Origin of the sequence: Kribbella sp. NBC_00662 (assembly GCF_041430295.1) — a bacterium.
Classification (GTDB): Bacteria; Actinomycetota; Actinomycetes; order Propionibacteriales; family Kribbellaceae; genus Kribbella.
The window spans coordinates 5,852,194-5,878,924 of sequence record NZ_CP109029.1; the positions used below are offsets into that span (position 1 = coordinate 5,852,194).

18 protein-coding genes are annotated in these 26,731 nt (G+C 68.7%); 14 read left to right on the forward strand and 4 right to left on the reverse strand.

All coding sequences use genetic code 11. The features are described from left to right. Window positions 1-23: 23 nt before the first annotated feature. The 3 genes from OHA10_RS29100 to OHA10_RS29110 are packed head-to-tail and all read right to left on the reverse strand — an operon-like array spanning window position 24 to window position 8,342. A complete protein-coding gene (locus tag OHA10_RS29100; protein ID WP_371401938.1) occupies window positions 24-581 on the reverse strand; it encodes a hypothetical protein in 558 nt (185 codons plus the stop codon). 3 nt (window positions 582-584) lie between these two features. Then, on the reverse strand, window positions 585-1,115 hold the full coding sequence (locus OHA10_RS29105) for a hypothetical protein (RefSeq protein WP_371401939.1): 531 nt from the start codon (window positions 1,113-1,115) through the stop codon (window positions 585-587). 45 nt (window positions 1,116-1,160) lie between these two features. After that, complete coding sequence (locus tag OHA10_RS29110; protein WP_371401940.1) at window positions 1,161-8,342, reverse strand: hypothetical protein; 7,182 nt, start codon at window positions 8,340-8,342, stop codon at window positions 1,161-1,163. A gap of 109 nt (window positions 8,343-8,451) precedes the next feature. Here OHA10_RS29110 and OHA10_RS29115 point away from each other — a divergent pair, with 109 nt between their 5' ends. The 14 genes from OHA10_RS29115 (at window position 8,452) to OHA10_RS29180 (ending at window position 25,707) form a co-directional block, all read left to right on the forward strand. After that, window positions 8,452-8,913: a hypothetical protein gene (locus OHA10_RS29115; protein WP_371401941.1), complete on the forward strand. Its 462-nt coding sequence runs from the start codon at window positions 8,452-8,454 to the stop codon at window positions 8,911-8,913. Between the two features lie 52 nt (window positions 8,914-8,965). Then, a complete protein-coding gene (locus tag OHA10_RS29120; protein WP_371401942.1) occupies window positions 8,966-9,706 on the forward strand; it encodes a hypothetical protein in 741 nt (246 codons plus the stop codon). Continuing rightward, on the forward strand, window positions 9,706-10,506 hold the full coding sequence (locus tag OHA10_RS29125; RefSeq protein WP_371401943.1) for a hypothetical protein: 801 nt from the start codon (window positions 9,706-9,708) through the stop codon (window positions 10,504-10,506). Before OHA10_RS29120 ends, OHA10_RS29125 begins: the two co-directional genes overlap by 1 nt. Further along, a complete protein-coding gene (locus tag OHA10_RS29130; protein WP_371401944.1) occupies window positions 10,503-11,813 on the forward strand; it encodes a CpaF family protein in 1,311 nt (436 codons plus the stop codon). The genes OHA10_RS29125 and OHA10_RS29130 overlap by 4 nt, the downstream gene beginning before the upstream one ends. Window positions 11,814-11,817: 4 nt before the next feature. Then, window positions 11,818-12,723 carry a type II secretion system F family protein gene (locus OHA10_RS29135; protein ID WP_371401945.1) on the forward strand — a complete coding sequence of 302 codons (906 nt, stop codon included), beginning with the start codon at window positions 11,818-11,820 and terminating at the stop codon, window positions 12,721-12,723. After that, the gene (locus OHA10_RS29140) at window positions 12,720-13,640 is read left to right on the forward strand and encodes a type II secretion system F family protein (protein ID WP_371401946.1); all 921 of its coding nucleotides are present in this window, start codon (window positions 12,720-12,722) and stop codon (window positions 13,638-13,640) included. Before OHA10_RS29135 ends, OHA10_RS29140 begins: the two co-directional genes overlap by 4 nt. Before the next feature lie 100 nt (window positions 13,641-13,740). Further along, complete coding sequence (locus OHA10_RS29145; RefSeq protein ID WP_137254948.1) at window positions 13,741-13,962, forward strand: hypothetical protein; 222 nt, start codon at window positions 13,741-13,743, stop codon at window positions 13,960-13,962. Between the two features lie 11 nt (window positions 13,963-13,973). Next, on the forward strand, window positions 13,974-14,405 hold the full coding sequence (locus OHA10_RS29150; protein WP_371401947.1) for a TadE family protein: 432 nt from the start codon (window positions 13,974-13,976) through the stop codon (window positions 14,403-14,405). 8 nt (window positions 14,406-14,413) lie between these two features. Further along, a complete protein-coding gene (locus OHA10_RS29155) occupies window positions 14,414-14,842 on the forward strand; it encodes a TadE/TadG family type IV pilus assembly protein (protein ID WP_371401948.1) in 429 nt (142 codons plus the stop codon). Continuing rightward, complete coding sequence (locus tag OHA10_RS29160; protein WP_371401949.1) at window positions 14,829-15,596, forward strand: TadE/TadG family type IV pilus assembly protein; 768 nt, start codon at window positions 14,829-14,831, stop codon at window positions 15,594-15,596. The genes OHA10_RS29155 and OHA10_RS29160 overlap by 14 nt, the downstream gene beginning before the upstream one ends. Window positions 15,597-15,616: 20 nt before the next feature. Continuing rightward, complete coding sequence (locus OHA10_RS29165) at window positions 15,617-16,273, forward strand: hypothetical protein (RefSeq protein ID WP_371401950.1); 657 nt, start codon at window positions 15,617-15,619, stop codon at window positions 16,271-16,273. Window positions 16,274-16,385: 112 nt separating this feature from the next. Beyond that, the gene (locus OHA10_RS29170) at window positions 16,386-17,336 is read left to right on the forward strand and encodes a hypothetical protein (protein WP_371401951.1); all 951 of its coding nucleotides are present in this window, start codon (window positions 16,386-16,388) and stop codon (window positions 17,334-17,336) included. A 21-nt stretch (window positions 17,337-17,357) separates the two neighbouring features. Further along, window positions 17,358-20,369, forward strand: a complete 3,012-nt coding sequence (locus OHA10_RS29175; protein WP_371401952.1) for a hypothetical protein — start codon at window positions 17,358-17,360, stop codon at window positions 20,367-20,369. A 295-nt stretch (window positions 20,370-20,664) separates the two neighbouring features. Beyond that, window positions 20,665-25,707 carry a fibronectin type III domain-containing protein gene (locus OHA10_RS29180; protein ID WP_371401953.1) on the forward strand — a complete coding sequence of 1,681 codons (5,043 nt, stop codon included), beginning with the start codon at window positions 20,665-20,667 and terminating at the stop codon, window positions 25,705-25,707. A gap of 113 nt (window positions 25,708-25,820) precedes the next feature. Here OHA10_RS29180 and OHA10_RS29185 read toward each other — a convergent pair whose 3' ends face one another. After that, on the reverse strand, window positions 25,821-26,726 hold the full coding sequence (locus tag OHA10_RS29185; RefSeq protein ID WP_371401954.1) for a neutral zinc metallopeptidase: 906 nt from the start codon (window positions 26,724-26,726) through the stop codon (window positions 25,821-25,823). Window positions 26,727-26,731 lie beyond the last annotated feature (5 nt).

The following is a 26,731-nucleotide window of genomic DNA, read 5'->3' on the forward strand; positions in this document are numbered from 1 at the left end:
TTCTTCCGGTGGCCTTCGTCACATCAGGATCGCTTGTACAGCGCGCGGAAATCGTCCAGCGTGCCGCGGTAGTACTCCAGGTCGTCGGTCAGCTTGGCGCGGCTGACCAGATGCGGGTGCCGGGCCTTCGCCGCCCGGCCGTACTCCGACCAGATGTCGGAGTCGGGGACCTCGTCCGCGTCGTCGGGCAGGAACTTGATCGCCTCGCTGACAGCGTCGGCGGCGAACTCCCAGTTCAGCTCGACGATGTCGCCGTCCTGGTCGGGTGCGCCGGTGTAGGCCATGTCCGCGTCCAGCGCCCGGCGGGCGAACGACGCGGAGACGATCGCCCACTGCGCCGCGTCGATCAGCTGCGACTTGCCCAGCCCGAAGCGCGCGCCGACCGCGGTGGCCGCGCGCTCGGAGGCGTACGGGATGGTGATCTCGCCGGCCTGCGACGCGAAGACCCACGCGTCCGGGCCTTCGGTCACGTTGACTCCCGGCTCCGGCCGCGCCGGCACGACCGCGGGGGCCTCCGGGTCGGCCGCCGTCACCAGGCTCACGTAGATCTGGGCCTCGGTCAGGGTCCTCGCGGTCAGCATCGGTTATCTCGCTCCTAGCTCTCGGCCAAGCTCGTCGTACGCGTCACGTGCAATCAGCAACCGCTCCAGCCGGAACCGCCCCGGCTCCGCGTCCCGGACGGCACGACCCTCGCGCGTCCAGAACCCATCCTGCGGTACGGCGTCGGCGCCGGCCGGCACGAACTTGATCACCTCGTCCACGGCCGCCCGCGCGACGGCCAGCACCTTACCGGCCTCGCCCGGGTCCGCGGGGACTTCCGAGGCGGCGGAGTCGGCGACATCCAGCCACTGACCCGCATCCAGCACCTCCGACGGCTCCGGCCCGCCGAACGTCGGCCAGCCGCGCACAGGCGTCTCCCGAACCGGTAATCCGAACAGGTACTCGCGGTGGGCGTTGCAGCCTGGGCAGATCGCGGCGTAGCTGGACGTCAGCTCACCGTCGACCTCGATCAGCGCCTGCTCCCACGGCGCGTCGATCGACCCGCAGTCCGGGCAGGGATGCAGCTCCAGGTACAGCTGCGCCTCGTCCCGGGTCCGCGCCACCGCGAATGCCATACCGCCCCTCTCGGATCTCCGGAAACCGTCCGGAATTCATCGCCTTCAAGGTCCGCTCATCGTCTGGCCGTGACCGGTGGGTGCAATCGTCCGTCCGGTCGACGGATGGCGCGCGGTCGGGGCGGCGGCCGGCGTCATCGTGCGCGCAGCGGTGGTGTAGTCGAGCGCCTTCAGCACATCCCGCGGTACGCCGGCCTTCTCCAGTTCGGCGGCGACCTTGCCGCTGAAGCTGCCGTCCGGCGACGACGTGTTGTAGAGCTCGCGCAGGTCGACCCGGCCTTCGGCCATCCGCACCAGCTGCGGATTCAGCGCGGCGAACGCGGAGGCGAAACCACCGTCGTTCACCCCGAGCAGGGTCGCCGGCCGGTTGCGGGTCGGATCGCCCGGCAAGGCCTGGTACTTCCGCTCCGTGCCGTCGTCCTCCCTGACCAGCAGCACGACCGGCTTCTTGGTCGCCTGCGCCCGGTCGATCGCCGCCAGCAGCGGCCGGTACGGCTGGTACACCGGCCCGGTCGTGCCCTCGCCGTACTCGGTCGCGACGATGTCCGGCCGGCCGAGCTTCTCCGGCACGGCCTGCAGCCGGGAGTTCGCGAGCACGGAGTCCAGCGCCGCGCCCTGCTCCAGCTGCCGGAGGCCCTCGAGGTACCGATGGGCGAGCATCCGGACGAACATCTGGCCGTTGGCGAGGTTCGGCACGTGCGCGGTCTTCTTCGTGACCTGCTCACCGCGGCCGTTGTCGGTGCTGGTGCGGATCGTGGCGTCGTACACCACGGGGATCCGGACCGTGACCATCTGTCCTTCGAGGAAGCGGCTGGTCTCGAGCCGGGTGCCGTTCGCGTCCGCGGTCTGCTCCTTGACCTGCTCACCCTTCGAGCCGCTGACCGAGAAGAGTCCGCCGTTCAGCCCGCCGGTCGCGGTCACCGGCGTACGCCGGTTCCGCGAGCTGCTGGCGCGCGCCACCCGCTGACTACGCCAGACGTGACCCTCCTGACCCGGCGACGGGTCGTCCTCGAGCTCCCAGCCGACCGGGGTGGCGTTGACGGTGACGTTGATCATCGACTTCCCGTTGCCGGGTCGCGCCATCGGCACCAGGTCGATCCCGCCGTCGAGCAGCCGCCCGATCTTCGCCTTGAGCGCGCTGGGCTTGAGCGTCGACCGGATCAGGTGCCGGAAGTCGGCCAGACCACGCCGCCCGAGGAACTGCGGCTGCCGGAGTACGGCGCTGAGGTTGTCGAACAGCTGGTCCTGCTTCTTCTCACCCCGCCCGTGCGGCACCGACCGGAGCGGCATCGCGCCTTCGGGCAGCCGGACCGAGCGGTGGTCGGGTGTCTGCTCGGCGACCTCCGGGGTCTGCGGATCCGGTCCGTCCTGGAGTACGCCTTCCGGCATCATCGTGTACAGCGTCGCGGTCAGCTGCCGCGGCGCGGACCTGGTCACGGCGGCGTCGGGGTCGAGCCGGCGCAGCTTCGCGCCGGTGCTGGACATCCCCGCCGCGCCGGCGTGGTGCAGCCGGACCACCTCGGTGGTGAAGACCACCTTCCGTTCGGCCAGGTTCCGGACGAAGTTGCCGTGCCGACGGATGTTGGTGTTCTGGTGGCCGTCGCCCAGGGTGTCGGTCGTGGTCAGGTCCGTCGACAGGCCGCCGGTGGGATTGACGCCGCCGGCCCCGGGCACTCCGGCGTCGGCTCCGACCGAGACCGACCGGGTCCTGCTCGCGGACCGGTCCCGCCCTTCGTAGTCGTACATCTGCTCGGCCCCGCCGGCCTGTTCCGGCGCGAGCTTCGGCCGGCCGTGCTCGTCGGTGAGGAGCTTCCCGTCCTCGTCGGTGAGCACGGAGCGCACGGTCACATCACCCTCGAAGTGCGCCCGCACCACGACGACGATGACGTCGGGATGCTCCCGGCCGTGCAACGGCGCCTCGAGCGGGATCTCGAGTCCGCCCGGGCCGAGCATGTCGTCCAGCTGGCCGCTGAGGTTCTCGGGTTTGAATGCGACGTCCAGCCCGGCCTGCAGCACCGGACTCGCGTTCCGCAGGCCGGGGGCGACCTCGTCGATCTGTGCCGCGACCTGTGCGTCGAGGTCGACGGGCCGGGTCACCTGGCCCGAGATCACCACCAGCTTCTCGATCTCGGCCGCGCCCAGGCTGTCCTTGTACGGCCCGGTCGCGTGCATCGTGCGGCCGGTCTCGGCGAGCTGGTCGGACTGGTCGATGCTCGCGGTGAGCTTCTCGTCCTCCATCTGGTACTGGTCCGCTGCGGTGAGGCCTTCCGCGCGGAGCTTCGCAGCGAACCGCTCGGTCGTGTGCGTCGCCGCGAGACCGGTCGTGACGCCCTGCTTCTCGAGCGTGTAGCGGCGGACGAAGCCGCCGCGGACCCGAGGACTGAGCGGCAGCTTGTCGTTCAGGTACCGCTCGGCCGCGTCGCTGACCACGCTCAGCGGCAGGTCGAGCTTGCCGGACGCATACAGCTCCAGCGCCCGCCGCTCGGCCATCAGCTTCTGCACGGTCGCATCAGGCAGCGGGACGGTCTTGACGACCTGCCCGTTGTGCACGATGTCCGCGAACATCCGGTACTGCTCGAGGAACTGGTGGTGCGTGCCCGCGTTGATCAGCAACCGCTCTTCGCCGGAGGTCTCGCTCACCGTGGTCGACTGCGACCGGCCACCGGTATAGCCGAGCGATGCGCCGCCGGAGTACGCCGAGCCGTCGGCTTCGACCGGACCGCCGCCGGCCGTGCCGGTGACGCCGCCGGACGTGGACGTCCCAGAGGTGTAGCCGACGTCGCTCATCGTGAAGTTGATGTCGACGCTGTTCTGCTGCGTCATCGCGACGTGGGTCAGGCTGACCGCCTCGCCGCGGATCTGCACCTGGTACTGCTGCGGCAGGATCGTGCCGTCCCGCAACGCGTGGATCGGATTGCCCGGCGCCTGCACCACCATGAACGTCGGCTTGTACGTCCCGTTCATCCATTCACGGTTCGCGACCAGACTGGTCGGGGCCAGCGCCGCGTGCAGCGCCGGCAACGCGGTGGAGTCCGCCCGGATCGCCGGGATCGCGGCGACCAGCGCGTCGGCCGCGTTGCCCGCGTCGACGGCGACCGGCATCGCCTGCTGGACCGCCTCCGCGGTCGGGGCCTGCGCGGTCTGTGCGAACACCGGCGTCTCGGCCCGGGCCAGCGGCGTGTCGTAGGCGACCTCCATGCTTCCGATCACGTCGGCGAGCGGCTCGGCAACCCCGTTGTCGGTGATCTCCGCGAACTTGATCCGGATCTTCTGCTTGACCCGGTCGAGCGGTTCGGTGCTCTCGCTGAGCGTGACCCGGTTGATCCGGAGTCCGGCCGTCCAGCTCATGTTCCGCATGAACGCGGACCGGCTGGCCTTCACGCCGAGCTTGGCGGCCCAGCCGCGGATGCCCTTCGCCGGCTTGATCGATCCCTCGATCCCGGCCGAGATCGGCACCGAGCTGCTCCGCCCGATCGTCCGGCTGGAGGCCACCGAGCTGATGCCGAGCGGCACCTGGTTCTCGTTCGTGCTCGTGCCGCGGCCCTCGGACACGAAGGTCCCGGTCTTCTCGTCGTACTCCTGGTCGACGGTCAACCGGTACGGGCGCCACCGCGGCGTACCCGCGAAGCCCTGGTCCTCGAGTACGACGATCAGGCCGCCCTGGCAGGCCTCGTTCATCCCGGCCGCGAGCCGCGCCGCGCTGATCGCCTGTACGACGCGCTCGTAGTTGGCGAGCTGGGACCTGGTCGCGTTGCCCCGCGGACGGTCGTATTCGTCGAGCTCCGGCACCAGGCCCTCTGCCTCGAGCCCCACCAGCGCGTCGTGACAGGCGGCGTCCGCGCCGACGACGTTCTGGACCAGGCCCTGGCCGACGCCGCGGATCTGGTTCGGTCCGCGGCCCATCCACGGCGGCGCCGTCTGCGGACCGGTCGGCGGCTCCGGGTCGTCGCGCAGCAGCACCCGGCCGTCCTGGTCGGTCCGGATCGCATCGTGTTCGTCCCGCCGGACCGCCTTCGCGTCCGCGCGGCCGCCGGCCCGGAGCAGGTCGTTCTCGGCGACCCGCATGTGCGCCGTACAGGGGCTGTCGACGACGATCGGCGGCCTGCTGTCGCCGACGCGGCGCAGCGTCGCGACGGTCCGGAGCGGGACCTTGACGCCCTGGGTCCCCATGAAGCGGTGGACGACGGGCGAGATCGTCGTGTTGCTGATGTTCTGGCCGCCCTGCCGGGACACGTTCCGCCCGGCCGACACGGTCGGTGAGAGGTTCACGCCGGAGCCGGCGACGTTGTTCAGCGCGGTCGCAGCGCTCACCGGGTGGGCGGCGTCCGGTACGCCGGGGAACGACAGCGATCCGGTGCCGGTCAGCGAAGCGCCGTACGTCTGGCTCGCGTTGCCGCCGAGGAAGCCGACCGGGACCTTCTCCATGCCCATCTCGGAGCTGAACTCGCCGACCAGTTCGGCCGCGCTCCAGTCGGGCGTGATCTCCCAGGTGAGCTCGTACTCGTGGTCGTCGGCCGCCCGGAAGCTCCGGGTGATGCCGCCCGGCCGGCTCATGTCGTGGATCAGCCGTGGAGTGTCCGCGACGATCAGGCCGGAGATGTGGCTGGCGGTGACCTCGTCCAGGTCGCCGTACCGGTCGTGTGCCTGTCGGATGACGTCGGTCGCGACGCCGCGCAGACCGTCGATGTTGTCGATGGTGTAGCGCGGGAATTCGCCGGTGACATCTTGGGCGTGGCCGAGCTCCGCGAGGGTGACGGTCTCGGACGCCGCCTTCACGGTGTACGGACTGGCCACCCAGGTCTGCTGGGGGCCGACGTCGATGCTCCGGACCGGGGACCAGGGCTCGAGCGGGGAGTTGCGTACCTCCACCTCGAGTACGCCGTCCCACTCCATCAGCAGCGACTCACCGCGGTGGAGGCTCACCCAGCCGAGCATGTGGTAGCCGGTCTCGCCGGCGTTGTCGGCGAGGGTGTGGCCGTGGGTCGACTCGAGCTTCGGCGAGGTCAGCTGGGCGGCCGCGTGCAACGGCGTACCCGGCGCGGCCAGCGCGAGGATCGGCTGCAGGTTCAGTCCGACGGTGGTGCTGCCGGAGTGTGTGTCCGTCGTGCCGGCGCTGATACCGCCTTCGCCGAGCGTGCCGGACATCTGTTCGGCCATCTCGAAGTCGCGGCGGGTGATCTCCCGGATGTTGCGCGCCCGCATCCGCACCCGGACCTCGGGCATGTCCGTGACGCTGCTGTCCCCGTCACCGGGGACGGGGAACACCATGCCGTCCTGCGAGAGCAGCAGGCGGTACTCCGCACTCTGCAACGGCAGCGGCCCGGTCTGGGGAAGCTGGCGTGAGGCGCCGTTCGCGGCCAGTTCCTCGTTGATCACGTCGACGGGCAGATCGACAGGTACACCCTCGGGTGTGCCGGTCATCAGCACTTCCGCGACCGGCATCGCCGCGTTGTAACTCTGCTCGTACTTCGTTACCTGGCTGCGCGCAGCGTCGGCCAGCGCCAGGAGCTGCGCCTGTGACCCGCCCTGGTCGATTCCGTCCAGGAGCGTCCGGTACGCCGCTACGGCCCGATGCGCCTCGGCCGCGGCGACGCCGTACGCGGCGCTGATCTCGGTGTGCCGGGCGGCCTTGTTGTCGGCTGCCGTGGCCGTGAGCCGCAGCATCCGGGCACGTTCGGCGGCGCCGAGATCTAGGTCCTGCTCCTCGGCGTCGGCCTTGAGTTTGGTCTCCTCGGCCAGCTCCGTCGCGGCATGCGCGGTCTCCGCCTTGGTGGCCGACTGCGACTCGAGCTCGCCTGCTGCCGCTTCGAGCGACTGGATCTGGGCGAGGACCTCCTCGCGGAGGTGCGCGACCGAGTGCGGCCCGGGCCGCTGGTTGGCCCGGGCGGCGGCGAGTCCGAACGCCGTAGCGTCGGGGCTGGCGATCGCCTCGGCGGACCAGGGGAGGACCGGCTCGATACCGCCGTGACGGCGGATCGTCCGGGCCAGGCCGTTGAGGTCGCGCTCGAGGTCCGACAGGCTGCGCGGGCCGCTGGGAGTGCCGTTCGCCAGCGTCTCGGCGCGGGCCCGCTGCCAGTCCCGGACCATGACCTGGTACGCCGCATGGTCCGCGTGGAGGCGGCGATCGCGCCGCTCGTGGCCGAAGACCGACTTCAGCCGGCCGAGTACGCCGCGCGGCCGGGCCGCCTGCGCGGCCGCGATCTCCTGTGTCATCAGGGAAAGCTGGTGGGTCCACACGTGACGCAACTGCTCGTCGGCGAGCCGCGGCGAGATCCGCAGGACGTGCGGGTCTTCCGCCGTACCGGACCGGATGATGCCCTGGGCCATCGCGCCGAGCGTGGTCTTCCCGATCTCGACCCGGACGTGCTGCGGTACGTCGGTGACCGTCGTCCGCAGGATCGCCTGCTGCGTCTGCAGGTCGACGGCCGGCTGGTCGACCCCGGATGCGGCAAGGTCGACCTGGTTCATGGCGGCAAGAGCCGTCAGCGCGCCGGACCCGGTCAGGTCGGTCTGGCCACTCGGTCGTCCGCCGGCACCGGTCACCAGGCCCGTGCCGTGAACTTGCGAGGTCCAGACCCGCCGACCTTCGGCACGTCTGTGGTTGTTGCCGACCGGAGCACGATGCCGCCGGCCGGCTTGATGGCTCGGTGGCCCGTTCACCGGCCCGTTCACACCGACGACGAGAGCGTCCCGGCTGATCGTCGCCGAGGCCGACACGATCGTCGACAGTGCGACGGGTCGCGTCGATCCGGGCAGGCGGTCCAGCCGGGCGGCGGCCTCCGGGTCATCGGGGGCGGCACTGCTGAGCGCGTATCTGAGCAACGCCTCAGCCTCGGCACGGCGGGACTGGTCCAGCCCCGGGCCGCGCAGGTACTGATCGAGTGCCCTGACCGCGCCACGGGCCGGCAGTTGACCGCGGACCCGGGCCACCTCGGCCCCGAGCACGCAGATGGCCTCGGCCAGCAAACGGTCGTCGGCCGCACGGTCCGCGGCCCGGCGAGCCAGTTGCTCCTCCAGGGCCTGCATGACGTGCGCCGGAACCATGTCGTCGCGACCGGTCAGCCAGACCCTGCCGTTACGCAGCGGAACGGCGGACGGGTGAAGGATCCCGAGCGCGGTTCCTACTGCCCACCGGGCGCGAGTCGTCGGATCGGCGGCGGACGAGATGGGTGTGGTCAGCCGACTCACCCCCTCCCGTTGGGTGTCCCAGTGCTCACCAGTTGTCACTAGGACGTCCTAGTTCCGGAATCTAGCAAACAATCGGTTACTCGCCAGCAACTCGAATTACCCGAACTGTTAACGATTTACGCCGGACGGCCAACCTAGGATCACCTCTATGGTCGAGCGGTTGGGTACGTCCCAGTGGAGTGTCTCCGAGGCGCGGAGCATGGTCGCCCGGCTGCGGCACGTCGCCGGCGACGGCCCGGAGTACGACGGGATCGAGCTGTTCACGGCACTGTGCGAGTACCTCGATCAGCTGCACGGGAAGGCCGGCTTCGACTACGCCTACACCGGCCCCGAGCGGCAGGCGCTGGCCGACGCGGTCCGGGACGTCCGCGGACCCAGCGGCGTAGGTGATCCGGAGAGCGACCGGCTGGTCCAGCCGGTGAACGCGGCGGTCACGCTGGTCGAGGGGCGGGAGCTGACGACCTGGCTGGAGGAGCGGAGCGGGTGGCAGCAGGACCTCGGCAAGGCGCTGCGCGCGCTGTACACCTATCTAGACCAATTGTACGGCGGTCCGGGTGCCTTCAACGAGCTGCTGACAACGTTCGAACGCAGGCGGGTCGCAGCGCGGTAACGGCACCGGCCTGCTGGCACGAGTGGTACCTCGCTGCCATTACGGTAGGCGCGTGAGTCTCTCGTCCTCCACGCGAACCCCTTCCCAAGGCGCCCGGTCCGCGGGCCGACCGGCGGGTGGTGGTCCGAACCGCCTCCCGAGCAGCCGGGAGCGGCGTCCGGCCCTGGCCGCGCTCGCGGTGATCCTGATCCTGCTCGGTGCCGCCGGTTCCGCGCTGATCGCGCTGAACAGCGGCAACCGGTCCGACTTCGTGGCGATCTCCGCCGACAGCCTCCCGCCCGGGCACAAGCTCGAGGCCAAGGACCTGTCCCGCGGCGACCTGGCCGGCGCGACCGGTGGTCTGATCCCGTGGTCGGAGGCAAGCAAGTACCTCGGCCGCTACACCACCACGTGGCTGTACAAGGACCAGTTCGTCACGCCCGAGAACTTCACCAAGGACGGGCAGCAGCCGATCCCGGCCGGCGCCGCCCTCGTCGGTATCAGCCTCGAAGCCGGCCGCGCGCCGTCGGACGGGCTCAGCGTCGGTGACGTCGTCTCGATCACCCGCGTCCCCACGGCCAACCAGGACGGCGCGACACCGATCACGCTGGTCAAGGCAGCCACGGTGACTTCCAGCGCGGGTGCCATCACGGACTCGAAGACCAGCGCGAACAGCACGCTGAACGTGACCGTGCTGGTCCCGGCCGACCAGATCACCACGGTCGGCGCGGCCGCGGCGTCCAAGTCGCTGATGGTGGCGAAGCTGGCGCCGGGGACCAAGACGGACGTGGAGCGCAACGGCGGGGCCAACTGATGGCACTGGTGGCATTCGCGAGCGCGAAGGGTTCACCCGGCGTCACCACCGCGAGTCTGGTCATCGGTGCGCTCTGGCCGCGGCAGGTGCTGCTGGCCGAGTGCGACCCGGCCGGCAGCGACGTGGCGATCCGGATGACCGGACCGGGCGGTTCGGCGCTCAACTCCGACCGCGGCCTGGTCAGCCTGGCCGCTGCCAGCCGGAAGGGCCTGGGCGACGAGGTGATCCTCGCGCACAGCCAGCAGCTCGACGGCGGTCTCGACGTACTGCTCGGTGTGCGTTCGCCGGAGCAGGTCGGTGGCATGGGCGGTCTGTGGCATCCGCTGGGCATCTCGTTCAACCAGATGCAGCACAGCGACGTACTGGCCGACTGCGGGCGCATCGGCGCGTCGTCACCGCAGCTGCCGGTCATCCAGTCCGCGCGTCTCGTCGTGATGGTGTGTACGGCGACCGGTTCGTCGGTGGCGCACCTGCGCGAGCGGCTGTCCACCCTGGTGCACCACGTCGACGCACAGCTCGGCGTGGTCGTCGTGGCCGACCCGAAGCGGCGTGACGGCGTCAAGCAGGTCTGGACCGTGCTGGACGCAATGTCCGTACCGGTACGGCATCGCTGGCACCTTGCGTACGACCCGGCCGGTGCGGCGTTCTTCGACGGACGTGGCCACGGGCGGCTCGACAAGACCCCGCTGATCCGGTCCGCGACCGACATCACCGCGGAGATGGCGTCGCTGGTCTCGGCGCCGCCTCCGCAGGACTTCGACATGGCAAACGCGGCGTTCCCGCCGGGTGACTATCGATGAGCGCTGACCAGGAGCTGGTCCGCAAGCTGCGCGTGCAGGTTGCCGAGCGGCTGAACGAGCAGCGTCGCCGCGATCAGGTGAACGGCGTACCTCCGATGAGTGCGGAGGACGAGCGGGAGTACGCGCGGTCCCTGATCGTGCAGGTGCTCGAGGACCACGCGCGGTACGAGCTGGCCGAGGGACGTACGCCGCCGACCCCGGACGACGACGCGCAGATCGCCGGCGCGATCCACTCGGCGCTGTTCGGTGTCGGCCGGCTGCAGCCGCTGATCGACGACCCCGAGGTCGAGAACATCGACATCAACGGCTGCGACCAGGTCTTCGTGCAGTACGGCGACGGCCGCGAGGAGACGCCCGGTCCGGTGGCCGAGAGCGACGAGGAACTGGTCGAGCTGATCCAGGTGCTCGCCGCGCACGCGGGTCTGACCAGCCGCCCGTTCGACTCCGCCAACCCGCAGCTCGACCTGCGGCTGCCCGACGGCTCCCGGTTGTCGGCGGTGATGGGTGTGACATCGCGGCCGGCGGTGTCGATCCGGCGGGCGCGGCTCGGCAAGGTGTTCCTGCGCGACCTGGTGCAGAACGGGACGATGACCGACGACATCGGCTCGTTCCTGCGGGCCGCGGTCGCGGCGCGGAAGAACATCATGATCGCGGGCGCGACGAACTCGGGTAAGACCACGCTGCTGCGCGCGCTGGCCAACGAGATCCAGCCGCACGAGCGGCTGATCACGGTCGAGCGCTCGCTCGAGCTCGGCCTGGGGGAGTTCAAGGACCTGCACCCGAACGTGGTCGCGTTCGAGGAACGGCTGCCGAACTCCGAAGGCGTCGGCGAGGTCACGATGGCCGACCTGGTCCGCCGCTCGCTGCGGATGAACCCTTCGCGCGTCATCGTGGGTGAGGTGCTGGGCGACGAGATCGTGACGATGCTGAACGCGATGAGCCAGGGTAACGACGGCTCGCTGTCGACGATCCACTCGAACAGCTCGATGGAGGTGTTCAACCGGATCAGCACCTACGCGATCCAGGCGATGGAGCGGCTGCCGATGGACGCCACCCAGATGCTGATCGCCGGTGCGCTCGACTTCGTCGTGTTCGTCCGCAAGCACAACGACTACACGCGCGGCGGCGGCCTCAGCCGGTACGTCGAGAGCATCCGCGAGGTGACCGGCTGGGACGGCCGGGTGCTGTCCGGCGAGGTGTTCGCCCCCGGGCCGGACGGACGTGCGGCAGCGCACGCGCCGATCGCCTGCATGGACGAGCTCGAGCACTTCGGGTACCAACCCCTGGTCCACGGAACGTGGGCGTGACGCGATGAACGACAGGACCCTGGGTGCGCTGCTGTGCGGGGCGGTGGTCGGCGGCGCGGTGCTGCTGCTGATCGTCGCGATCCGCGGGACCGAGCCGAAGGACGAGACGCCGTCGTTGTTCCGCAACCGCGGCGCCGACCACCGCAGGAACCTGATCCGCCTCGGCGCCGGCATCGCCGTCGGCCTGGTGGTGCTGGTGGTGACCCGCTGGCTGGTGCTCGCCATCGCGCTCGGTCTGCTGGCCGGGATGGCGGACCGCTTCTTCGGCGGCACCGGTGAGGAACGCCGCGCGATCGACCGGCTGGACGCCCTGGCCACCTGGACCGAGGCGCTGCGCGACACGATCGCCGGCGCGGTCGGTCTGGAGCAGGCGATCCCCGCGACCGCGGTGAACGCCGCACCGGCCATCAAGCCCAGCCTGAACCTGCTCGTCGACCGGCTGCGCATCCGCGAACCGTTGCCCTCGGCACTCATGCGCTTCGCCGACGACCTGAACGACCCGTCGGCAGACCTGATCGTCGCCGCCCTGGTGCTGAACGCCCGGCTGCGCGGACCCGGTCTGCGCGAGGTGCTGAGCGCGCTGGCCGACTCGGCCCGCGAGGAGCTCGACGTACGGCGGAAGGTCGCGGCCGAACGGCGATCGACCCGCCGCAGCGTGCAGGTGGTCGTCGCGATCACGCTGATCATGGCGGCCGGTCTGATCCTGTTCAACCCGACGTACATGGCGCCGTACCGCAGCTTCATCGGGCAGGTCGTGCTGACGCTGGTGATCGGGCTGTACGCGCTCGGCCTGCTGTGGCTGCGGCGACTGGCGAAGATCGAGGTGCCGGAGCGGTTCCTGATCGGCATGACCACCGACGGCCGGCTCAACCGGCCGGGTGACGACCGGATGGAAACGGTGAGCGGATGACCTGGGCCTTCATCACCGGCGGCCTGGCCGGCCTCGGCGTGTACGTCGCGATCCGGATCTTCATCAAGCCGCGGACCAACGTGCTGTCGACGATCGCGCGGATCGACGCCGGCCGCGGCGGGTACACCAGTGGCGCGACGGCCAGCGCGGCCGGCGAGCGGGTGCTCGGCGGTGTCGACCGGGCCCGCGAGACGCTGGGCCGGCGGCTCGAGGCCGAGGCGAACGCGCGCGGCTGGGCGTTCGGCAAGCTCCGCCGCGACCTCGCGGTGATGAACCAGCCGTTCGCCGCGATGCTTGCCACCAAGGTGTTCTTCGCGCTCGGCGCGTTGATCCTGATCCCGATCGTGTTGTTCCTGTTCTCCGCGATCGGGTTCGCCGCCCCGGGTGCGGCGCCGGCGATCGTGACGCTGGCGTTCATGGTGCTGGCGTTCTTCCTGCCCGACCTGGCGTTGCGGCAGGAGGCGGAGAAACGGCGGCGCGACTTCCGGCACGTGGTCGGCAGCTTCCTCGACCTGGTCGCGATGAACCTGGCCGGCGGCCGCGGTCTGCCCGAGGCACTGATGACCGCGTCCACGATCGGCGAGCACTGGGCGATGGCCCGGATCCGGCAGGCGCTCGCGAACGCGCGACTGATCGGGATCACGCCATGGGACGCGATGGCACGGCTCGGCGAGGACCTCGGCGTCGAGGAACTGCGCGACCTCGCGTCGGCGCTCGCACTGGCCGGCGACGAGGGCGCGAAGATCCGCTCGTCGCTGCTCGCGCGGGCGGCATCGCTGCGACGTAAGGAACTCGCGGACGTGGAAGGCAAGGCGGGTGAGCGCTCTCAGTCGATGCTGGTTGCGCAGCTGGTCATGATCTCGGCATTCTTCCTTTTCCTGGCGTTCCCGGCCGGCGTGGCCATCCTCGGAAGTTAGGGAAAACAGTGACTGGGGCACGGGATCCACGGGGCGGCGTCGCCCGTCGTACAGGGCATACTGAGGCCTGCTTCGGCCTCACGATCTGGAAGGCAATCGGATGACCTCGGAGTTGATGTTCTGGCGGACCATGGCCCGCTACGCGCTGGCACGGGCGCAGGCCCAGCGGGCCCGGGCGCGGCAGGGGCACACCGAGTTGGGCGCGTCCGCACTCGAGTGGGCGATCATCTCGGGCATCCTGGTCGTCGCCGCACTGGCGATCGGCGTGGTGGTGAAGCGCGTGATCAGCAAGCACACCGCCGATATCGACACCGGCAGCTGACGGTCGCAGCGATGCGGTCGGGGTGGAAGAGGTTTCGACGCAGACGGTCGGAGCGAGGGGTCAGCACGCTCGAGCTGGCCATCCTCGCGCCGGCGATCCTGACGCTGATCTTCCTGTCCATCCAGACGGCCTTGTGGCTGTACGGGCGTTCCGTCGCGCTGAACGCCGCGGAGGAGGGCGTGTCCCGGCTCCGGCTGGTGCAGCCGACCGTCTACACCACCGCGGTGGGGGAGAAGGTCCGGTCGGACATCCAGTCGTACGCGACGCAGCTCGGCGGTACGACGTTGCAGCACGCCGACGTGCCGTTCCCGGCGTACAACAACCCGGAAGGCACCGTCTCGTTCACCGTCACCGGGGACACCGTGTCGCTGGTGCCCGGCCTGACGCTGAAGGTGAGCCGGACCGCCACCGGCCAGATCGAACAGTTCGAAGCCGACAAGTGAGTGTGAGGATGAAGCGCAGACTGGGGCAGCGCGGGACGATGGCGCTGGAGATGGTGATCCTCGCGCCGGTGCTGCTCCTGCTGTTCATGTTCCTGCTCGCCTGCGGGCGGTACTTCCAGACCTCCTCACTGCTGGAGAGCGCGGCCCGCGACGGCGCCCGCAGCGCCAGTCAGGCGCGGTCGTTGCCGGAGGCCCAGAGCCGCGTCGACACGGCCGTCAGTACGACGATGAACCAGGCGATCAAGTCCTGCAAGACGACCGCGTCGGGCTCGATCACCACCGGGTTCGTTGCCGGGTCGCCGTTGTCGGTCGAGGTCACCTGCACGATCAACTACCGCGACCTGGGGTTGCTCGGACTCGGCGGCGACACCACGATCACCAAGCGCTTCACCTCGTCCCTCGACCCGTACCGGGGGGTGCGCGGTGACGGCTCCTGAGCGGCACCGGTCGCGGCTCGTCGAGTTCTTCCGGATCGATGCCCCCGGCAACCATCGGCGTTTCTCCCGCGGCGCGCTGAGCCCCGCGGTGGCGATCCTCGCGGTGATGATCTTCACCCTGGCCGGCCTGGTGATCGACGGCGGCCGCCAGTTGGGTGCGCGATCCCGTGCGGTCGGGTATGCCCAGGAGGCGGCCCGCGTCGGCGCGGCCGCGATCCAGCTGAACGTCGCCGAGGCCAAGATCGACACCACCAAGGCGGCCACCGCGATCGCCGGGTTTTGTGCGCAGGTGCGGAACAACGACCCGGCCGTCACCTCGTGCGGTCCGACCACGTTGACCGACAAAGAGGTCGACATCCAGGTCGACATCGCGAACAAGACCACGTTCCTCGGCCTGATCGGCAAGACCTCGCTGAAGGCCAGCGGCACCGGCCAGGCGCACGCCGAACAAGGCATCGAGAAGGCCGACGACAGCCCGACGATCCCGCCGATCGTGGTCAACCCGACCACCGACGGCCCCGGTGCTCCGACGTCCGTCGCCAATCCGCCGACGATCGACCTGCCCTGCCCGACCTGGACCGTCGGCTCGCCGACCCCGATCTGGACGTTGTCGCCGTTCCCGTTCCCCGCCACCTGCTCCCCGAACGTGACACCGCCGCCGGACACCAACTCGTCGCCGCCGCCGTCCGGCGATCCGTCCGGTCCGCCGTCCAGTTCCGGCCCGCCGTCGTCGTCGAAGCCGCCCGGCGGCTAGAGATCAAAGGATTGCCTCTCGTGCGTAGGTTTCCCCTCCCGCCTGCCGTCCTGGCCGGCGTCGTGACCGGCGTTCTGCTGTTGAGTGCCTGCGGCAAGAACTCCACCGACGGCACGCTCCCGGTCCCCGCGGGTGGCTCGGACTCGACCACTTCCTCGGACACCCCGTCCGCTGAGCCGACCGAGCCGTCGAGTGCGCCGACCCAGCCCGCGACGACCGCCAAGCCGACCACGGCACCGAAAGCCCAGATCATCATCAAAGCCGGGAACTTCGCCTCGAACCCCGCCGTCCAAGGCCTCGTGACCAGCTACCCGCTCTACTTCCAGGCGCTGGTGTCGAAGGACGACACGGTCCTCAAGAAGAAGTTCCCGTCGTTCTTCTACTCCGACGTGTCCGAAGGCATCTTCGACGCCCAGCGCAACGGCTGGGTGATGAAGCCGCCGGGCAGCGTGGTCATCGTCGGCGCGAAGCGGACGGCCGACGGCACGGTCGCGGTGCAGACGTGCCGCTCGCAGACCACGCAGTACTGGGACCCGAAGGCGAAGAAGTGGACGGTGGTGACACCGAACGGCTCGCCCGAGGTGATCGAGATGATCCAGACCGGCATCGGCTGGCTCCCGTACCGCCTGGCCACGACGACCGGGGTGAAGTGCACCGGAATCCATTATCCGGCCTAGTCCGGAAGGCGGAATTCGAGGTTGCGAAGAGGTGACGGGGCAGTGGGCAACGGGCATGATGCCCCTGGTCGAAGATAATCTGCCGAAGAGCCGTCGAGTCTGGGGAGTGAGGATGCACAACCGAGTAGGCCGCGGACTGGTGATCCTGGGCGCCGTGCTCGCACTACTCATGGCCGGCCCGGTCTCCGCAGCCTCCGCCGGCGACACCATCCAGACCGGTACGTCGGTCTGCAGCATGTACGTGAACTCGATCGGTTTCGGCGCGTACTGCAGCAACGGTGCGGCGTACATCCCGAACGGCTCCAACAAGCCACCGCCGACTTGGCGGGAGCGCCTGGCCGGCAGGCCGTTCGTCCCGTGCCGCGACTTCGACATCCCGGACGGCATCCGGCTCCCGAAGGCGCCGGACGGCAAGAAGTGGGTGATGCGGATCACGATCACCGACTACAACCTCGACACGTACGACGGCGGCGACAAAGCGCACCTCGAGCGTGCTTATGTCCCGGTAGGACCGGTGGAAGAGGCGCAATGCCCGTTCCCCAACTACATGGAGCCGTTCTGGCACCCGTTCAAGAGCAACTATCCGCCGCCGGCGCTGGTTGTCATGCCGACCTTCACACCCCGGGTGAACGTGCCTGCCTTCTTCTCCCTGACTGCACAAAGCTCGAAGGCGGGGGCTGACAAGGATGATCCGGGAGCGCTGAGCGGGTACATCGACCCGAACCACAACCTGACGATGCGTGGCCAGGTCGCCGCGATGACGGTCGATCCCGGCGATGGGACCAAGCCGTTCAAGTGCCTGATGGGTGTCACGACGGAGGACGACCCGGACGGGTACGACGAGACCCAGGATCCGTTCCATCAGATCAACACGTGCAAGCACATCTACGAGCGCTCGAGTGCGACGCAACCGGACGGCATGTACACGGTGAAGCTGACCATCACCTGGGAGGTCTTCTACTGGGTCGGCAAGGACCAGGGCGGCTGGCACTCGATCGGTAAGGCGAACGTGACCGCAGTACAGCGGCTTCCTGTGCAGGAAGTTCAGGCCATTGGTGGCTGATGGTGGGGGTATGGAGGAGCGATGGTAAGGACGAATGAGCCGGTGCGTGCGGCGCGGTTGCCGCAGCGGCGGGCGGGGAGTCCGGGCGCGGACCGGTTGAAGGGGTTCGTCGCGCTGCTCGCGATCCTCGCGATCGTCGGCGGTGTGCCGTACGTCTTGCTGCGGTTCTTCGGGACCCCGTGGCCGGACAAGATGCCGACCAGCAGCATGTTGTTCGACGAGCTGAGCATCCGGACCGTCATCGGCATCATCGCGTTCGTCATCTGGATCGCCTGGCTGCACTTCGTCATCTGCCTGATCGCGGAAGCGGTCGCCGAGATCCGCGGGCACGGGCTGTCGCCACGGATCCCGTTCGGCGGCGGTTCGCAGACGATCGCCCGCCGCCTGATCGGCACCGTCGTACTGATCGCGGCCGGCGCGGGCGTCAGCCTTCCGGTCGCGAGCGCGGTCACGACTGCTGGTCCGGCCGCCCCGACCTCGGTCTCCGCACGGCACGAGAGCTCGACCTCGCAGTTCCGGCAGACCGAGGCCGCCAGCAAGATCCTCGCGGGCAACCAGAAGACGACCACCGGCGTACGGACGAACCACGACCACCAGGGTCAGGTCATCAAGTACACCGAGGTCCGCCCGCCGCAGGGCCGCAACTACGACTGCCTCTGGGACATCGCGGAGCGGTACCTCGGCGAAGGTCGCCGGTACAAGGAGATCTACGACCTCAACAAGAACAAGCTCCAGCCCGACGGCCGCCGGCTGACCAACCCGGATCTGATTATGCCGGGCTGGCAGGTGCGGCTGCCGAGCGACGCCAAGGGTCCGGGTGTGCACACCGTGCGCGTCAGCATCGACGACCGCACCGGCAAGACCACGGTCAGCACGAAGACCACCACCGAGACCCGGACCTCCGCCAAGCCCACGGTCAAGCCGACCACAAAGGCCGAGACCAAGACCGAGACGAAGACCGGCGGCAAGCACGAGTCCGGTACTCCGACGCGGTACTCCGAGCAGGGCATCGAGCCGGGCTCGTCGATCGTCATCGGCACGAGCCAGAGCGACCCAGGCGCGAAGAACGTCAAGCCGGGGGAGCCGCGCGTCAGTGTCGAGCCGCACGTTCCCGGGACCGGCCAGTCCGAGCACGGCGAGCCGGCCGGTGGTGGCATCCAGGTTCCCGAGGCGACTCCGGTCGCGACCGACGACGGCGGGATCAACCTGCAGCAGGCCGGTATCTACGGCTTCGGTGCGGCGCTGCTCGCGGCCGGTCTCGCGTTGGCGCTGAAGCGTCGCCGCGGCTGGGCGCAGGGTCCGGGCCCGAAGGCTGCCGGTCACCGGCAGACCGAGGTCGGCCTGCGGCTGGCGTCGGACGTTCCGACCGCGCAGTTCGTCGACAACGCGCTGCGCAAGCTCGGCGCGGACATGACGCAACTGGAGCGGTCGATGCCGAGGGTGGTCGCCGCGCTGGTGACCGACCGGGCGCTGACGCTGGTGCTCGACCCGTACGAGGCTCAGCCCGAGCCGCCAGGCCCGTGGCAGGCGATTGCCGAAGGCACCCGTTGGACGCTGCGCCGCGCGTACGGCCCGACCGGTGAGGTCAACGCGCCCGCGCCGTACCCGACGCTGGTGACGGTCGGCCAGAACGCCGACGGCGCGACGGTGCTGATCGACCTCGACACCGCGAACGGGATCGTCTCGTTCGGCGGCGTCACCAACGCGTCCCGCGACGTCGTCGGTTCGCTCGCCGTCGAGCTGGCGACCAACCTGTGGTCCGAGGGCGCGCACATCAGCATGGTCGGATTCGGCGACGACCTGTCGTCGCTGGCGCCGTCGCGGCTGAGCTACTGGATCCGGCTCGACGACGCGATGGGTGAGGTCGCCCGGCGTACGGAGGCGCAGGTGCAGGCCTGCCAGCGGCGGAACGCCGACTCGGTCGCGGATGCCCGGATGACGCACCCGGACGCGGCGCTGTGGGGCTCGGAGATCATCTTCGTGTCCGCGCCGCCGTCGCCGGAGGAGCAGGACCAGCTCAACCAGTTGGCCGCCGACGCCCGGCGCAGCATCGCGGTCGTCGTGGTCGGCGATGTGCTCAACTCGCCGTGGCGGTTCGTCGTGGACGAGAAGAACCAGGCCGTCTGCCGGCTGCTCGGCCTCGAGGTCGACGCGCACAGCGTCAACCCGGAGCAGTTCGCCGACCTGGTCGCGCTGTTCGACGCGGCCGAGGTGGACGCGCGGGACAAGCGGCGTGCAGAGCAGGACATGCCGGCGTACGAGTTCTCGACCACCGACCTCAGCCAGCCGGCTCCGGTCGAGGTCGACCTGCTCGGGCCGGTCGAGGTGGACGCTCGCGGTGTCATCGACGAGGGCCGGGTCTCGCTGTCGACGGAGATCATCGCGTTCCTCGCCAGCCAGGACTACGGCGTACACCCGAACGTGCTCGCCGGCGCGATCTGGCCGCGTGGCATCAGCGAGGAGCTGCGCGACGCCGCGCTGGAGCACACCCGCCGCTGGGTCGGTGTGGACGCGATGTACGCCGACGAGTCGGGCCGCTGGATGCTGAACCGCAGCGTCGTCCGGGTCGACTGGGACGTCTTCCGGACTCTGGCCAAGCAGGCGACGATGGTGGACGACCCGCGTGGTCCGCTGTCGACGGCGCTCAGCCTGGTCCACGGCCCCGCCTGGTCGAACCTGCCCGGCGGCCGCTACTCCTGGCTCGCCGCATCCGGCATCGAGCGCCGGATGGCCGAGGCCGTCGTCGACGCGTCGCTGCGACTCGCCGAGGCGTCCCTCAGCCACAACGACGGCAACCTGGCCCGCACCGCCCTCCAGACCGGCCTCAGCTTCTCCCCGGCCTCCGAGGAACTCTGGCGAGCCACGCTCCGCCTGGCCTCCCACTTCGGTACGACGGCCGACGTCACCAACGTCGCCGGCCAGATGTACGCCGCCCTCACCAAACACGGCGCCCCCCGCGGCCCGGAAGCCGAAACCGACGCCCTCGTCGACGAACTCCTCCCCGGCTACCACCGCCCCGCCCAGGTCGCCTGACAGGTCTCGCGCAAGCTGTCGGATTGCAGTTGCAACAAGCTGCAATCCGACAGCGGAGCGTGGTCGTGCGTTGCTAGAGTGTGCATGCTCCGGGGGCCGCTTCTAGCTGGGGGTTTCAGTGCATTCAATTGCACGAATATTTCTGTCGTTATGCCTAATTCTGGGTATTGCTAATGCGGCCGCTCCGCCGGCTGACGCGGTATCCGCCGGTCAAAGCAGAAATGCTGCGTCAGCCGCCGCGAGTGTCCCCAATGCCGGGGCAGGGCAATATGTACCGCTGACGCCGCCACAGAGAATGCTGGACACCGGAACGCATATCGGGGTTCCGACGACCACACCGGTTCCGGCCCAGGGCACGGTCACGGTCCAGTTCACCGGCCGCAACGGCATTCCTGCCTCTGGGGTCAGTGCGATCCAGGCCAATATCATCACAATCTCTCCGACGGCCACCGGGTCTCTCTTCGCCTGGCCGACGGGGGAGACGGTCCCAACCGCACCTAACTTCTACTTCTATGCCAGCAGCGGATTCACGTCATCGGCGTCGACCGTTCGACTGAGTGCTACCGGTCAAATCAGCTTCAAGAACGGCAGCGCCGGAACGGTCCGGATCCTTGCCGACGTCACTGGCTACTACACCGACGCATCGTCGCAGACGTCGGGCAACCGCTTCGTCCCGCTGAAGCAGTCGCGGGTGATCGACACACGGAACAAGATCGGGGTCACGACCAACACCCCGGTGCCGGCCAACACCGCGATCACCGTCACCATCGCATCCAAGGGCGGTCTGCCCGCAGCGGCGAACATCACTGCGGCAGTCGTCAACGTCACTGCGTGGTCGCCAACAGCAGCAGGCGGCTGGACGATGTATCCGGGTGGCAGCGCGCGACCGAGCGCGTATCACGGCAACTTCGCAGCCGGGAAGCCGTACACGAACAGCGCCGTCGTCCAGCTTTCGAGCACTGGCAGTTTGACGCTCTTCAACGTTGCTTCAGGTACGACGCATTACACCGTCGACGTCGTCGGCTACTTCACCGCCGCGACGAACCCCGCTGCAGTCTCGCTGCGAGTCGTGCCCGTTGCTCAGCAGCGCGTGCTCGACACCGGGTCCACAGCCCTCGTGCCAGTCGGTGGCGTTCAGGCTCTGCAACTCTTCGGCAAGGCCGGTCTCCCGGCTGGCGGCGTCACGTTCGCCGCGCTCCGAGTGACGGCGTACGGATCAGCGACCAGTGGGGAAGTCGTCACCTATCCGGGGAACGAGACCCGGCCGACTGCAGTGACTGACGTCGCTCCGCCGTCGGGCAACACGCTCTCCTACAACCTGATGTGGGCACGCGTCAGCCCCGCCGGAATCGTCAGCATTGTCAACGGCACCAACGCTGGTGTCCGCATGTACGTCGACGTCCAGGCGTACGCCGTCGCGCCGTCGAAGCCGCAGCCGCCGAGCAACGTCACCGGAGGCGCTCGCGATCAGGCAGTGGAGGTCCGCTGGGATCCGCCGACCGACTCGGGGGATCTCGCGATTGCGGGATACGACGTCCTGACGTCGCCCGGGGGTCAGAGCGCGTCGACCGCCACCGGCACCTCCGTCGTCGTGCAGGGACTCACGAACGGTACGTCTTACACGTTCCAAGTTCGCGCGAAGACAGCGGCGGGCACGTCGGACTACTCTGCGGCGTCGCAGGCGATCAAGCCCGCAGTACCCGCTCCGCCGGGCGCGCCATTCATCACGGACACCCTCGGCCGGGACGGCGCGGCGGTCGTGACGTGGTCCGCACCTGAAGGCGCCGTCGATCAGGTTGTCAGCTACAAAGTCACGACTGTCCCGGCGACGACGCCGGTGACGGTTGCCGGTGACGAACACACCGCAACGCTGACCGGTCTGACGAACGACGAGCTGTACAAGGTCGTTGTCACGGCAACGAACGCCAACGGTTCGACGGCGTCCACGGCAGTTCCGGTGACCCCAAAGGCTGCCGAAGTTCCCCTGAAACCCGTGGACCTCGCACTTTTCCAGCTCGACAGCCGCCTGGACATCCAGTGGGTCCAACCGGCCGACGGCGGTGCCGACATCCTCGACTACGAGGTCACCGCCGATCCAGGGGACCACCGCATCGTGATCCCCGCCGGCACGACCGTGACCGGTTTCACCGGCCTCGACAACGGCACGATGTACACCGTTAAGGTCCGAGCCCGCAACAAGACCGGCACCGGCGACTGGTCCGAGGCGACCGGCACGCCATCAGCGACCCGGCCGCCCAACGCACCGACCGATCTGCAGGCCTCAGTCACCGACAACGGCACGATCACCGTGGCCTGGGAGCCGCCGATCGACACCGGCTCCGCCCCGATCACCGGCTACCACGTCACCGCCAGCCCTGGCGGACGGGTCGTCGACACGACCTCGCTGTCCGCCGCGGTCGACGGGCTCGACCAGCAGACGCAGTACACCTTCGTGGTCTCGGCGCTGAACATGCATGGCGCCGGCCTGCCGACAGCAGCATCCCGACCGATCAAGCCGACCATCGCCGTCGCCCAGGACCCGATCGTCCTGACCGCTGACTCGCTGAGCCGAATCGCGAACGTTGGCACCACGAGCATATCCGTGACCAACCCGAACGCACAGCTCAACGCCGTCCAGGCGGGCGACATCATCGTCGCCACCTCGAGCCCAGCAACGCCAGAGGGCCTGCTCCGCAAGGTCCTACGCGTCGACACCGGCACAGTCTTGGTCTTCCAAACCGAAGACGCGGCGTTGTCCGACGTTCTGTCCGATGGCGCCTTGTCCCGCGACATCAAGATCAAGGACTCCGACGGCCTGCGGTTCCAGCAGCAGACTCCGGGCGCGACGCTGCGGCACCCGACTGTAAAGGGAAAGACTCTGCGGCAGGGGGCTCCGCGAGCCCGCGCCGGCACCTCGGCAACTGTCGACCCGCCGACGTTCGGGCTCCACGACGGAAAGTTCACGTTCGAGTTCACCGCGGACATCGACCGTGGTGTTCATCTGGATGTCGCAGGTTCCCTGGATCCGTCGTTCGAAGTCAGCGGCGGACCCAGCTCGGACCAGAGTGAGTACACGATCAAGGCGGACACTGACATCGAGTACAGGGTCGATCAATCGTTTTGGAGGGGCGAGAAGGAACGCCGCATCCCGATTGGGCACCTGCGGGGCGCTTGCGTGGCGGTGTACGTCGGCCGTCTCCCGGTCGAATTGTGTCCGGGCATCGACGTGTACCTGGTGCTGACCGTCGAAGGCCGAGCAGGCGTCAGGCTCGTCGGCCATTCATCCGGTCAGTTCGGGGATCACATCCACCGCAACGGCAACACGCTGACTGATGATCCGTTCGGCGACCAGAGTCTGAGCACAAAGCCGGATTTCCGCTTCTTCGGGAACGTCGACGAAACGCTCGCCGTGGAGCCTGACATCGTGCTGCTGTTCTACGGAACGGCCGGTCCGTACGTCACCGCGAAGCCGTACGTCCGGGCTGAGGCAGACACAGACAAGAATCCGTTCATCGCAGGGTTTCTCGGAGTCCAACTCACTGGTGGTCTGACGGCCGATCTGTTCAAGAAGAACGTCCTGCACCACGAGTTCGACGGGTTCCGCTGGGAGCATCAGATCTTCGACTCGGGAGGACCGATCCGCAACGTCCTGATCGATCCGCCGAGCGCTGAGTTGGCGGTGGGCGAGACCATCGACTTGAACAGCCACATTTTCGGCTACCCGGACGAGCCCGCGACGTGGAGCGTGGTGAAGGGGCCCGGGACCGTCAGTCAGGACGGTGTCTACGACGCGGTCGCCGACGGGGTGGTGAGGATCAAAGCAGAGGTGCCGGCGAATGGTGTCCACGACGACCTTGAGGCGGAAGCGGGGATCTACGTCGGCCCGCACGTGCCGACCCCGCCCCGTGACGTCGCCGCAACACCAGGAAACCTTGCTGCCAACGTCACCTGGCGAGAGCCTGCGCAGTCAGGCGGCAACCCGATCGATCATTACGTTCTCACCACATCGCCGGACACCGGCACCCACACGGCTCCCGGGTCAACGCTGAGCGCGGTGATCGACGGACTACGTGCGGGGGTGAGCTACGTCGTAAGCGTCTACGCCGTCACCAATGCAGGGCAAAGCGAACCCTCAACCTCCGAGCCTGTCGTCGCGGGTACTCCGCTGCTGGATAACCCCGGAGCAAACGACCTGATGCGAGGTATGGCCGGTACGACGAACTCGATGGCCGTGGAACTATCCGACGACGGGCGCTACGCGTTCTTCCCACTAAGTGTCGGGCCGAACGAGGTCGCCCCGCCCGGTATTCCACAGGATGGGAACTTCTACCTGGTCCGCCGTGACCTCACCAATGGCCAGATCGAGCTGGCCTCGAGGCAAACTGATGGAAAGACGCCCCAGGTCATCTCGACGCAGGGGGATTCGATCCGCAATATGACCATGGCGAATGCGGCCGACGGCCGTTTCGCCGCGTACATCGTCGATGGTGATGACGGCATGCGCCGGCGCGTCCTGGTGTACGACTTCGACGCGCAAGATGTGTGGAGCGCCGATCCCGGGACAGCGGAGACCATCGAGCATGTTGAGCTTTCTGACGCTGGAACGGTAGTCGCCTTGGACATCGGGCACGGAGATCCCTCAGACGCGCAGGGCTATTTCACCAAGGTTCTCCGGGTCGTCAAGGGCGCTGGAGCGACGCGGATCGACATGTGTACATCGAGCACAATCTGCGACTCCGCCACCTTGCTTGGAATGCCTGCCGACGGCAACACCCTGGTTTACGGCATTCGCGTCGATAACAACCAGAGTCCGTATTACAACAAGATAAACGAATACGTGTTCTACAACGCCTCATCGGGGCAGGCCTCCATGCCGTACTACCAGCAGGGTGGACTTCCGTTCGGCGGCATCAGGCTCAGTAGGAACGGACAGTATTTCGCTGCTACGGCGACGCGAGGGCCTCTGGCCGATCCGACGGATTCGGCTGTTGTTGTCAAACGGGTGGGAGCTGGTGTGGTGACCGACGCAGACGTCATCCAGGGCGGCTATCGCTGGGACAAACCGCCCAGCGCCTCAGGGATCAATGACGATGGCAATATTGTCGCGTGGGCTCCTGGCCTGGTCGAGGAAGATCCGCCCCCGTCGGCAATCAAGTTCGTGGTTCAGGATCGGACGACCGGAGCTCGCACGGACCTACAGGATCTGGGCGTCTGGGCGACGACCGGCGCATCGGGAATGAGTATGTCGCGAGACGGAAGCGTCGTCGCCTGGACGCCAGGCCCGACATTCGTTCAGCCGACTGCGCCACGGCATCCGATGGGCCAGCGGATCGGATAGGCCCGATAGCGAAACTGGGTGACGAGTCGCCTCCGCGCATGTGGGGCGAGGCGACCCGTCCGTCTGTCTCAGGGATCACCCCTGAGACAGACGGACGCGGGCAGTTTGTTGACTCAGAGCGGGTTGGCGGACCAGGTGTCGCAGGCGGTCATGTCGCCGGTGTCCATGCCTTTCTGGAACCACTTCATGCGTTGGGCGGCGGTGCCGTGGCTGAAGGATTCGGGGGTTACCTGGCCCTGGGTCTTCTGCTGGATGCGGTCGTCGCCGACGGAGGCGGCGGCGTCGAGGCCGCGGGCGATGTCGTCTTCGGAGAGTTCGGTGATCAGGGGCTGGCCGCTCTTGTTCGGGACCGTGGTGGCGTGGTTGGTCCAGATGCCGGCCAGGCAGTCGGCCTGGAGTTCGGAGCGGACCGAGTCCGAGGTCGGGCCGTTGCGGGTCTTGATCCGGTCGAGGATGCCGTACAGGTTCTGGATGTGGTGGCCGTACTCGTGCGCCACGACGTACGCCTCGGCGAACTCGCCGCCGCGGGCGCCCAGATCGGTCTGCAGCGTCTCGAAGAACCCGAGATCGAGGTACACCCGCATGTCCGGCGGGCAGTAGAACGGGCCGACCGCGCTGGTGGCCGGGCCGCAGCCGGTGTTCACCGAGCCGTCGAAGACGCGCATCGGCGCGCGGGTGTACTTCTTCCCGCGTCGGGGGAGCTCCGCGGCCCAGAAGCTCTCGATCGAGTTCTGGTAGAAGACGAACCGGCAGTTCGAGTTCGCCTGCAGGTCGGTGCCCTTCTTGCAGGAGCTCAGGTTGCCGGGTGCCGTGTTCTGCGTGACCGGCTCGTCGGCGCTGCCACCTCCGCCTGGCAGGCCGCCGGTCAGCAGCAGGATCACGACCAGCAGGATGATGCCGCCAATACCGCCGCCGACCGGGATCATCCCGCCGGGCAGCCCGCCGCCACGCCCGCCACCGCTCCCGCGGGTGTCCTCGACACCGCTGGTGTCGAGATCCGCATCCGGATTGAATTTCATGCCAC